Genomic DNA, 11,004 nt, shown 5'->3' with positions numbered 1-11,004 from the left:
GCCGGACGCTGCTCGGCCGCGCGCTGTTCGGCGGCGCGTTGCTCGGCCGCGCGCGCCGCGGCCTGGCGTTCGGCCGCCTGCTGCGCGGCCAGTTGCTGCGCGGCCTGCTGCTGCTGTTGCTGCTGCTGGGCCTGGCGCTGCTTCTCCAGCTCGGCCTGCTTGCGCACCTGCTCCTCGGCGGTGAGCTTTTCCTGTTCGGCGCGCTTGGTCACCGCCTGCTGGGCGCTGGCGATGGCGGCCTTGAGCCGGGCCAGGGCCGGGTGCTGCGGGTCGGCGCGTTCGATCAGCGCCGACAGGCGCTGGGCTTCGCTGAAATCCTCGCGGCCGATGCTCTGCTCGGTGGCGATCACCGTCATCGGCAGCAGGTCGGTCAACGCGCTGGAGGCGACCGCATCGGCCGGCGCCTTCTCGCGCAGGGCCAGGTAGTACTCCACGGCGTTGTCTTCGGCCGGTGCGTACAGGCGGTTTTCCGCATACGCCTTGCGCGCGGCCTCGCGCAGTTGCTCCACGCTCAGGGCCGACACCTTGGCCGAGACCGCGTTGCCGGCATTCGCCGCCGGCGCGCTCGCGCTGGGCGCGGCCTGCTCCGGCGCGGCCGGCGCGGCATCTTCTTTCTTTCCGCAGGCCGCCAGCGCGCATCCGAGCGCGAACACGGCGGACACCTGCTTGACAGCGGACAGCCGGCTGCAATGCCGGTCGTTATTGGCGATCATCGATAAAAGCTCCCCTGAAGTACGCGAGTCCCCGTCCGATACGGGGCCGGGCGCACGCCGGATAGAACGCGCTAGCGAGCCGCGTTTGTCAAGCGTTCAGGTTGCGACGGGCCCCCGCGATGGGCGTCAGACCCCGAGTGTGCCATCCATCGCGGGCCGCACCGATACCGGGTGTGTCGGTTCGCAGCGGCGGCCGCGACCGCCGCCACAGTTTGCGCGCACCAGCCCCGGCCGCCGGCGACCGTCCGTGCGCAGGCGCACGGACGCGCCGACGGGCCCGCGCCGGGCCGCATCGCACCGGTGCCGAACGCGTGCCCGGCCCAGGCCGGACCTGCTCCGGGCTGGCCGAACCCGCGCCGCCCTGCACTAGAATCGCCGCACCACGGGCAGGAAGCGGGAGCGGGGACATGAGCATTCTGGGTTTCATCAAGGGCGAGCTGCTGGAAGTCATCGAGTGGACCGACGACTCGCGCGACACCCTCTCCTATCGCTTCCCCGACGACGACAAGGAGATCAAGAACGGCGCGCAGCTGATCGTGCGCGAGTCGCAGCAGGTCCAGTTCGTCGCCGCCGGCCAGTACGCCGACCTGTTCGGCCCCGGCAAGCACACGCTCAAGACCGAGAACATCCCGGTCCTGTCGACCATCCTGGGCTGGAAGTACGGCTTCCAGTCGCCGTTCAAGTGCGACGTCTACTTCCTCAACACCCGGCTGTTCACCGGCAACAAGTGGGGCACCGCCAACCCGGTGATGATGCGCGACGCCGACTTCGGCGTGGTCCGCCTGCGCGCATTCGGCACCTACGATTTCCGCATCGTCGACCCGCCCAGGTTCCTCAAGGAAGTGGCCGGCACCGATCAGAATTTCCGCCTCGACGAGTTCGCCGACACGATGCGTTCGCGCATCGTCAGCGTGTTCACCGAAGCGCTCGCCAGCGCCAAGGTGCCGGCGCTGGACGTGGCCTCGCGCTACACCGAACTGGGCGAGGCGCTGCTGCCGCTGATCAACCCGGCGATGACCTCCAAGTACGGCATCGAGATCACCGCCTTCGTGCTGGAAAACGTGTCGGTGCCGCCGGAAGTGGAGAAGGCCATCGACGCGCGTTCGAGCATGAGCGCGGTCGGCAACCTCAACGACTACGTCAAGTTCCAGATGGGCAGCGCGATGGGCCAGGGCGGCGACGCCTCGGCCGCGGTGCCGGCGCAGATGGCGGTGGGCTTCGGCATCGCCCAGGAAATGATGCGCGGCCTGCAGGGCGCGCCGCAGGCCAACGCGCCGGCGGCTGCGGCCGCGGACGCCGCACCGGCCGCCGGCGGGCTCGAAGTGCTCACGCCCGAACAGGCCGCGAGCGCGCTCGGCGTCTCGGTGGAGGACGTGATGGCGGCGATCGCCGCCGGCGACCTCAAGGCGCGCAAGATCGGCAACGCCACCCGCATCGCCAAGAGCGCGCTCGAAGAATTCCTGCGCGGCTGATGGACAACGCCACCGTCGGAAAGCATCCCTGCCCGGAATGCGGCGGGGATCTGCAGTGGAATGCGGCCAAGCAGGCGCTGGCCTGCCCGTACTGCGGCACCGTGGTGCCGTTGGCGGCGGCGCCCGCGGGCGCCGGCGACGGCAGCGCGCAGATCGTCGAGCACGACCTGGAGCAAGCGCTGGCGCGGATGCCGGCCGAACAGCCCGAGCCGCGCGCGCAGGGCGCCGCCGCCGGCACGCAGGATCCGGACCTCGCCGCGGTCCACGCCACCATCGAGCGGCTGGCGCGCGCGCCCGGCGGCGGGCCGCGCACCGCCAGCAGCTGGAGCGTGTCGGCGCGCGGCCAGGACGGCGAATTCGCGCTCGAGGGCTCGCAGAACGGCCACGCGCTCGAATTGCTGCGCAGCATGGCCGCGACCCCGTCGGCGCAACGCGGCTACGGCGCGCAGCGGCGCGAAGTGCAATGCCAGAGCTGCCACGCGATCTCGGTGTTCGTCGACGGCAAGGTCGCCGATCGCTGCGAGTTCTGCGGCTCGCCGTCGATCATCGACCACGAATCGCTGGGCGATGCGATCACCCCGGAAAGCCTGCTGCCGTTCAAGATCAGCGACGGCCAGGTCCGCGACGCGATCCGCAAGTGGTACGGCAGCCGCTGGTTCGCGCCGAACCGGCTCAAGACCGCGGCGCTGACCGACACCCTCAAGGGCGTGTACCTGCCGTACTGGACCTTCGACGCCGACGTGTCCGCGCGCTGGAGCGCCGAAGCCGGCCACTACTACTACGTCACCGAGAGCTACACCGTGAACGGCCAGCGCAAGACCCGCGAAGTGCAGAAGATCCGCTGGGAGCCGGCCTCCGGCTCGCTGCAGCTGTTCTTCAACGACGAACTGGTGCCCGGCACGGTCGGCGTGCATTCGGGCCTGCTGGCGCAGATCGGCGATTTCCCCACCGCCACCGACCTCAAGCCGTATTCGCCCGAGTTCGTGCGCGGCTGGACCGTGGAGCGCTACCAGGTGGATCTGCGCCGCGCCGCGCAGATCGGCGAGGCGCAGATGCGCGAACGCACCCGCGCGGCCTGCTCGGCGCAGGTGCCCGGCGACACCCAGCGCAACCTGCAGGTCGACGCCCGGCTCAGCCGCCGCACCTTCAAGCACGTGCTGGTGCCGGTGTGGCTGGTCAGCTACACCTACGGCTCGCGCAGCTACCAGGTGCTGGCCAACGGCTACACCGGCGCGCTGGCCGGCGAACGGCCTTACAGCTGGGTCAAGATCTTCTTCGCCGCGCTGGCGGCGGCGCTCGCGCTGCTGGTGCTGCTGGCGGTGTTCGGCGGCAACCGCTGAACTTATCCACAGACGCGGTTTATCCACAGCCTCGGCCGCAGGGCGATCGCGGCGGCGGGTCGCTCGGCGGATCTTGTGGACAACACGTTGTGGATAAGCGCGATGGCCGCTATCGCCTTGTGCAGCATGGCTTTCCGGATTTTTATCCGGCGCTTGTACCGTGCTTATCCACAGCAGGCGTTCCTCATATATTTGACTTGAAGTCAAATGTAATTCGATAGAAACCCTGTTTTTCCGCAAAGTCCGCCGGCCGACACTGCGCATCCCGAATCGCTCGATTCCCCGGATGCCCGCCATGCCTCTCGCTCTGTTGGCCCTGACTCTCGGCGCCTTCGCCATCGGCACCACCGAGTTCGTCATCGTCGGCCTGATCCCCACCCTCGCCGCCGACCTCGGCGTCGACCTGCCCTCGGCCGGCCTGCTGGTCAGCCTGTACGCGCTGGCCGTCGCCATCGGCGCGCCGCTGCTGACCGCGCTGACCGGGCGGGTGCCGCGCAAGGCGCTGCTGGTCGGCCTGATGGCCTTGTTCACCGCCGGCAACGTGGTCGCCTGGCTCGCGCCCGGCTACGCCACCTTGATCGTCGCGCGCGTGCTCACCGGCCTCGCCCACGGCGTGTTCTTCTCGGTCGGCTCGATCATCGCCACCAGCCTGGTGCCGAAGGAAAAAGCCGCCAGCGCGATCGCCACGATGTTCAGCGGCATGACCGTCGCCTTCGTCACCGGCATCCCGCTGGGCACCTTCCTCGGCCAGCACTTCGGCTGGCGCGCGACCTTCCTCGCCGTCGCCGGGTTCGGCCTGATCGCGCTGATCGGCAGCGCGCTGTTCGTGCCGCGGCGCATCGCCCACAGCGCGCCGGCGCCGCTGCGCCAACAGGCCGCGCTGCTGCTGCAGCCGCGCCTGCTGCTGGTCTACGCGATGACCGCGGTCGGCTACGGCGGCTCGCTGATCGCCTTCACCTTCCTCGCCCCGATCCTGCAGGACATCGCCGGCTTCGGCCCGAACATGGTCGGCGCGGTGTTGCTGGCTTACGGCGTGTCGGTCGCGATCGGCAACGTCTGGGGCGGCCGTCTCGCCGACCGCCACGGCCCGGTGAAGGCGCTCAAGACCATCTTCGCCCTGCTCGCCGCGGTGTTGTTGGCGCTGAGCTTCACCATGCACAGCCAGTGGCTGGTGGTGCTGACCGCACTGGCCTGGGGCGCGGTCGCGTTCGGCAACGTGCCCGGTCTGCAGGTGTACGTGGTCAAGCAGGCGCAGCGCTACGCGCCGCAGGCGGTCGATACCGCCGCCGGCTTCAACATCGCCGCGTTCAATCTCGGCGTCGCCGGCGGCGCCTGGGCCGGCGGTCAGGTCGTCGCCCGTCTCGGCCTGGCGCATACGCCGTGGATCGCCGCGCTGGTGGTGTTCGCCGCGTTCGCCTTGACCGCGCTGAGCGGCCGCCTGGATCGCCGCGACGGCGTCGCCGATCGCGCCGACGGCATCGCCGTCGTCGCGCATTGATTCGCCGCTTCCGATTCCTTCCCCCGTGCTGTCTGGAGATATCCACATGAACGTTCCCGCTTTCGGCCTCGGCACTTTCCGCCTCAAGGGCCAGACCGTCGTCGATTCGGTACGCACCGGCCTGGAGCTGGGTTACCGCGCCGTCGACACCGCGCAGATCTACGGCAACGAGGCCGAGGTCGGCCAGGCCATCGCCGACAGCGGCGTGGCCCGCGACCAGGTGTTCCTCACCACCAAGGTCTGGGTCGAAAACCTCTCGCGCGAACGCTTGATCCCGAGCCTGCGCGACAGCCTCGCCAAGCTGCGCACCGACCATGTCGATCTGACCTTGATCCATTGGCCCTCGCCGAACGACGCGGTGCCGGTGGACGAATTCATGGGCGCCTTGCTGCAGGCCAAGCGCGACGGCCTGACCCGCGCCATCGGCGTGTCCAACTTCAACATCGACCTGATGCAGCGCGCGATCGCCGCGGTCGGCGCGGACCAGATCGCGACCAATCAAGTCGAACTGCATCCGTATCTGCAGAACCGCAAGCTCGCGCAGTTCGCGCGCGAGGCGGGCATCGGGCTGACCTCGTACATGACGCTGGCCTACGGCAAGGTGTTGAGCGATCCGGTGCTGGTGGACATCGCGGCGAAGCATCGCGCGACGCCGGCGCAGGTCGCGCTGGCGTGGGCGATGCAGCTGGGTTACGCGGTGATTCCCTCGTCGACCAAGCGCGAGAATCTGGCCGGCAACCTGCTCGCGGTTTCGCTGCGCTTGGACGACGCGGACATGCAGCGCATCGCCAGGCTGGATCGCGGCGAACGGTTGACCGATCCCGACGGCTTGGCGCCGGCGTGGGATTGATGCGGCTGCACCGTAGTTGAATTTTCGCGGTCGCGACTCGCGTCGCTCCTACAGGGGCTTCGGATCGTACTGGGCTACCTGTAGGAGCGACGCGAGTCGCGACCGCCATCGCACACGCTCGCCCCGCAACCTTATCCACGCAACACAGCATCGACGCGATCCGGCCTGCGCCCCATCGCCGCCGCCCCCCACCTCGACCCCCATCCCCCGAGATATCCCCATGCTGTTCACCCCCTACCGCCTCGCCGGCCTCGGCCTGCCCAACCGCATCGTCATGCCGCCGATGACCCGCTCGCGCGCCGGCCGCGGCGAAGTCGCCACCGAACTGATGGCGCAGTACTACGCCCAGCGCGCCGGCGCCGGCCTGATCGTCAGCGAAGGCACCCAGATCAGCCGCCAGGGCCAGGGCTACGCCTGGACGCCCGGGATCCACACGCCCGAGCAGATCGCCGGCTGGCGCCGCGTCACCGACGCCGTGCACGCCGCGGGCGGACGCATCTTCGCCCAGCTGTGGCATGTCGGCCGCGTCTCCCACGTCGCCTTGCAGGACGGCGGCGCCGCGCCGGTGTCCTCGTCGGCGCTGGTGGCCGAAGGGGTGAAAGTGTTCGTCGACGTCGAAGGCCGCGGCCCCGAGGCCGGCGTCGGCGAAATGGTCCAGCACTCCGCGCCGCGCGCGCTGCACGCCGACGAGATTCCCGCGATCGTCGCCGACTACGCCCAGGCCGCGCGCAACGCGATCGCCGCCGGCTTCGACGGCATCGAACTGCACGGCGCCAACGGCTACCTGATCAACCAGTTCATCGACTCGCAGGCCAATGCGCGCGACGACGAGTACGGCGGCTCGCTGCCGAACCGCTTGCGGTTCCTGCGCGAAGTCGCCCAAGCCGTCGGCGACGCCATCGGCGCCGAGCGCGTCGGCGTGCGCCTGGCGCCGCTGACCACGCTGCAAGGCGCGGTGGACGATACGCCGCAAGCGACGTACCTGGCCGCGGCGAAATTGCTCGACGACATCGGCGTCGCCTACCTGCACATCGCCGAAGCCGACTGGGACGACGCGCCCGGCATGCCCGATGCGTTTCGCGAAGCCTTGCGCCTGATCTACCGCGGCACGCTGATCTACTCGGGCAAGTACACCAAGGCCCGCGCCGAACAAGCGCTGGCCCGCGGCTGGGCCGACCTGATCGGTTTCGGCCGTCCGTTCATCGCGAATCCCGACCTGCCGTATCGGCTGCAGCACGACCTGCCGCTCAACGAAGGCGACCGCTCGCGCTATTTCGGCGGCGGGGCCGAAGGCTATACCGACTACCCGCGTGCGGCATGATTGCGGCGGATGGCAGTAGCGCGGCATGCACAGCGATATCCACATGCCGTCGCTGCAACGCAGCGACAGTAGAAGCGTCACGGGGCGCGACCGCGGCATCGCGCTTGCGACGCAAATGAAACAACGCGGTCGCGGCTCGCGCCGCTCCTACAGGAAGATCGCGCGGCATGGCGCGACCTTGTCGCTGCACAGAGATATCCACATAGCCCTACGCCGCTACAACGCAGCGACTGTAGGAGCGGCGCAAGCCGCGACCACGACACTGCGCTTGCGACGCAACCGAATCAACGCGGCCGCGGTCCCCGCAGCACCACCGACACGACACCCGCTTGCGCACGCATCACTTGCCGATGCAGAAACTCGAAAAGATATGCCCGAGCAGATCGTCGGCACGCACCCGCCCGGTGATTTCGCCCAAGGCATCGTGCGCATGGCGCAGCGATTCGGCGGCCAGATCCAGCATCTCGTGGTCGAGCTGCGCGCGCGCTTCGATCAGTTCCTCGCGCGCGCGGCGCAAGGCCTCGACATGCCGCGCGCGCGCGGTGAACGCGCCTTCGCTCGCATCGCTGCTCTCGCCCTGCGCCAGCGCGCGCAAACGCGCATGCAGCGCATCGAGCCCGGCGCCGCTGTGGGCGGAAACGAACACCCGATTCTCGCCGCCGACATCCGCCGGCCCCGGCGAGTCGTAATCCGATTCGAGCAGGTCGATCTTGTTGTAGACGAACAACCGCGAAGGCACCGGTTCGATCGCATCGGCGACCGCCGCCAACCCGCCGTGCGGATCGCGCGCGTCGAGCACGACGATGGCGAGGTCGGCGCGGTCGAGTTCGCCGCGCGCTCGGCGCATGCCTTCGCGCTCGATCGCGTCGCCACCGTCGCGCAGGCCGGCGGTGTCGACCAGGGTCAGTTCGACGCCGTCGAGCCTGATCGTCTCGTGCAGCAGATCGCGGGTGGTGCCGGCGATGTCGGTGACGATGGCGCGTTCGCTGCCGGCCAGCGCGTTCAACAGCGAACTCTTGCCGGCGTTGGGCGGGCCGACGATGACCGCGTGCAGGCCGTCGCGCAGGCGCCGGCCGCGTTCGGCCGCGGCGAGCAGCGCGTCCAGCGATTCGGCGGCGCCGCGCAGGCGTTCGCGCAATGCGCCGCCGCCGAGGGTGTCGATGGGTTCGTCGGCGAAATCGATCGCCGCCTCCACGTGCACGCGCACCGCCAGCAGATCGCCGGCGAGCGCTTCGACGCGGCGCGAGAACTCGCCGTCGAGCGCGCGCCGCGCCGCACGCGCCGCGCGCGCGTCGGCCGCGGCAATCAAGTCGGCCACGGCCTCGGCCTGGGCCAGATCGAGCCGGCCTTCGAGAAATGCGCGTTCGCTGAACTCGCCCGGACGCGCGCGACGCGCGCCGAGCGCGCAGGCGCGCGCGAGCAGTTCCTCCAGCAAGGCGGGGCCGCCGTGCGCCTGCAACTCGGCCACGTCTTCGCCGGTGTAGCTGGCCGGCGCGGCGAAATACAGGGCGATTCCGTCGTCGAGCGTTTCGCCGTCGGCGTCGCGGAAGCGTACGTAGTGGGCGTAACGCGGCTGCAGCGTGCGCCCGGCCATCGCCTGCGCGATCGCGCGCGCCCGGGTTCCCGACAAGCGCACGATGCCGACACCACCGGCGCCGGGCGCGGTGGCGATGGCGGCGATGGTGTCGCGGGCGGGAGCGGCGGAGGTCATGGGCGGATGATAGTGGGTGCTGGGACTGTGGATAAGGTCGGGATCGAAGCAGAACGCTGAAGTCTCTGGATGCCCGCCTTCGCGGGCATGACGCTTGGCGGGTTTCGCAACGTCTCTTCCACGCCGTCATCCCCGCGAAGGCGGGGATCCAGGGCTTCATCGAGGCATGACGCTGAAGTCTCTGGATGCCCGCCTTCGCGGGCATGACGGTTGGTGGGTTTCGCAACGTCTCTTCCAGGCCGTCATCCCCGCGAAAGCGGGGATCCAGGGCTTCACCGAAGCATGACGCTGAAGTCTCTGGATCCCCGATTTCGCGGGATGACGGCCGTAGTTGTTGTGGGAGGAGCTTCAGCCCCGACGCTCTTGGCTCAGATCACGGCGTCCGGCACGACAGCGTCGGGGCTGAAGCCCCTCCCACAACAGCGACTGCCGCGTCGTGATCCTGCTATCGCGATCCCTATCCGCCGCAGCGATCCCCACAAACGCGAAGCCCGCCTTGCGGCGGGCTTCGCGAGCACCGATACGGCCTGCGCCGATCAGCTCTTGTCCTTGTCCTTGCCGCCACCGCCGCCCGCGTTCTCTTCCGCATAGCGCTTGGTGGTGATCCACTGCTGCAGCAGGCCCAGGCCGCCGTTGGCGACCTGGTACAGCACCAGGCCCGCCGGCAGGAACGCCAGGATCGCGCCGAACACCAGCGGCATGAACTGCATCATCTTCTGCTGGGTCGGATCCATGCCGGTCATCGGGGTCAGCTTCTGCGTCGCCCACATGATCGCGATGTTGCACAGCGGCAGCACGAAGAACGGATCGCGCGAGGTCAGGTCGTGGATCCACAGCGTCCACGGCGCGTGGCGCAGTTCCACCGACTCGGCCAGCATCCAGTACAGCGTCATGAAGATGATGATGCTCGGCAGCAGCGGCAGGCAGCCGCCGACCGGATTGATCTTCTCCTTCTTGTACAGCTCCATCAGCGCCATCTGGAACTTCTGCTTGTCGTCGCCGTAGCGCTCCTTGAGCTGGGCGACGCGCGGCTGGAACTTGCGCATCTTGGCCTGCGACTTGTACTGCGCCGCCGACAGCGGATACAGCGCCAGCTTCAGCAGCACCACCAGGCCGATGATCGCCCAGCCCCAGTTGCCGAACAGGCCGTGCAGCTTGTCGAGCAGCCAGAACAGGCCGTTGGCCAGGGTGGCGAAGATCGAGTAGCTGCTGAAGTCGACCGCGCGGTCCAGGCCCTGCACCTTCTGCGCTTCGATCGCCTTGACCAGCTTCGGGCCGACCCACAGGCGCGCTTCGGTGCTGGCCTTCTGGCCCGGCGCGACGTTGACGCCGGGGCCGAGGTCGCGGATCAGGTACTGCGGCGCGCCGCCGGCGTTGAGCTGTTCCAGCGAGAACTGGCCCTGGTCCTTCTCGCCCGGAATCCAGGCGGCGAAGAAGTGGTGCTGCAGCATCGCGATCCAGCCGCCGGTGACCTGCTTGTTGAGGTTGCCGTCGGCGGCGAACTTGTCGAACTTGCGCTTCTCGTACTTGTCGGTCGGGCTGTACCACGCCGCGCCCTGGAAGCTGTACTGCTCGGGGCTGAAGGGCCCCTTGCGCGCCAGTTCGCGCGGTACGCGGCTGAGCTGGCGGTAGACATAGCCCTGCCACGGCGCGGCGCCGGCGTTGCTGACCTCGTCGCGGACCTTGATGACGTAGTCGCTGCGGCCGAAGGTGTAGGTGCGGGTGATGGTGACGCCGTTCGCGCCGGTCCATACGAACGGCACCGAGATCTCGCGCGCGCCGTCGGCGAGCTTGACCTCGCGCGCGTCGCCGGCATAGCGGAAGCCGCTTTCGTGGGTCGGCGCGCTGCCGCCCTGGCTGACCCAGCCGCTCTGGGCGACGAAATACAAGGTGGCGTCGTGCGCGAGCAGGCGCATCGGCGGGCTGCCCGGCTCGGTGCCGACCGGGTAGCGCAGCAGGTCGGCCTCGCTGATTTCGCCGCCGCGCAGGATCACCTTGAGCACGTCGGTGTTGACCACGACCGGCGCATCGGTGGCCGGCGCGGCGTTGGCGACCGCCGTCGCGCCGGCGACGGCCGGTGCGGTCGGCGCGCCCGGCAC

At 69.4% G+C, this 11,004-nt stretch carries 8 protein-coding genes; 5 read left to right on the top strand and 3 right to left on the bottom strand.

All coding sequences use genetic code 11. The features are described 5' to 3' along the window. Positions 1-713: energy transducer TonB (locus A7A76_RS08460; RefSeq protein WP_206410786.1), on the bottom strand; the 713-nt coding region annotated here is incomplete at its 3' end. Between the two features lie 407 nt (positions 714-1,120). Here A7A76_RS08460 and A7A76_RS08455 point away from each other — a divergent pair. From A7A76_RS08455 to A7A76_RS08435, 5 genes are all read left to right on the top strand, one after another. Continuing rightward, positions 1,121-2,185, top strand: a complete 1,065-nt coding sequence (locus tag A7A76_RS08455; protein ID WP_206410785.1) for an SPFH and helix-turn-helix domain-containing protein — start codon at positions 1,121-1,123, stop codon at positions 2,183-2,185. Beyond that, positions 2,185-3,525 carry a zinc ribbon domain-containing protein gene (locus A7A76_RS08450; protein WP_206410784.1) on the top strand — a complete coding sequence of 447 codons (1,341 nt, stop codon included), beginning with the start codon at positions 2,185-2,187 and terminating at the stop codon, positions 3,523-3,525. Before A7A76_RS08455 ends, A7A76_RS08450 begins: the two co-directional genes overlap by 1 nt. Before the next feature lie 295 nt (positions 3,526-3,820). Continuing rightward, positions 3,821-5,023 (top strand): MFS transporter, encoded by a 1,203-nt coding sequence (locus A7A76_RS08445; RefSeq protein ID WP_206410783.1) that lies wholly within the window; start codon positions 3,821-3,823, stop codon positions 5,021-5,023. Positions 5,024-5,069: 46 nt separating this feature from the next. Next, positions 5,070-5,873: a 2,5-didehydrogluconate reductase DkgB gene (dkgB, locus tag A7A76_RS08440; RefSeq protein ID WP_206410782.1), complete on the top strand. Its 804-nt coding sequence runs from the start codon at positions 5,070-5,072 to the stop codon at positions 5,871-5,873. A gap of 220 nt (positions 5,874-6,093) precedes the next feature. Next, positions 6,094-7,194 (top strand): alkene reductase, encoded by a 1,101-nt coding sequence (locus tag A7A76_RS08435; protein ID WP_206410781.1) that lies wholly within the window; start codon positions 6,094-6,096, stop codon positions 7,192-7,194. A 340-nt stretch (positions 7,195-7,534) separates the two neighbouring features. Here A7A76_RS08435 and mnmE read toward each other — a convergent pair whose 3' ends face one another. Both mnmE and yidC read right to left on the bottom strand, forming a co-directional pair. Next, entirely contained in the window at positions 7,535-8,905 is a 1,371-nt protein-coding gene (mnmE, locus tag A7A76_RS08430) for a tRNA uridine-5-carboxymethylaminomethyl(34) synthesis GTPase MnmE (protein WP_206410780.1), read from the bottom strand. A 536-nt stretch (positions 8,906-9,441) separates the two neighbouring features. After that, on the bottom strand, positions 9,442-11,004 hold a 1,563-nt coding region (yidC, locus tag A7A76_RS08425; RefSeq protein WP_241200815.1), incomplete at its 5' end, for a membrane protein insertase YidC.

The sequence above is a fragment of the Lysobacter enzymogenes genome (assembly GCF_017168095.1).
In the GTDB taxonomy this organism is placed as follows: Bacteria; Pseudomonadota; Gammaproteobacteria; order Xanthomonadales; family Xanthomonadaceae; genus Lysobacter; species Lysobacter enzymogenes_D.
Note: the sequence above shows the minus strand (reverse complement) of the source record. Positions and strands in the feature narration are given on the sequence as shown.

Bases quoted from the DNA above. Each gene is read 5' to 3' on its own strand.
- A7A76_RS08455 (WP_206410785.1), top strand. From the start codon at position 1,121: ATGAGCATTCTGGGTTTCATCAAGGGCGAGCTGCTGGAAGTCATCGAG.
- A7A76_RS08450 (WP_206410784.1), top strand. From the start codon at position 2,185: ATGGACAACGCCACCGTCGGAAAGCATCCCTGCCCGGAATGCGGCGGG.
- A7A76_RS08445 (WP_206410783.1), top strand. From the start codon at position 3,821: ATGCCTCTCGCTCTGTTGGCCCTGACTCTCGGCGCCTTCGCCATCGGC.
- dkgB (WP_206410782.1), top strand. From the start codon at position 5,070: ATGAACGTTCCCGCTTTCGGCCTCGGCACTTTCCGCCTCAAGGGCCAG.
- A7A76_RS08435 (WP_206410781.1), top strand. From the start codon at position 6,094: ATGCTGTTCACCCCCTACCGCCTCGCCGGCCTCGGCCTGCCCAACCGC.
- mnmE (WP_206410780.1), bottom strand. From the start codon at position 8,905: ATGACCTCCGCCGCTCCCGCCCGCGACACCATCGCCGCCATCGCCACC.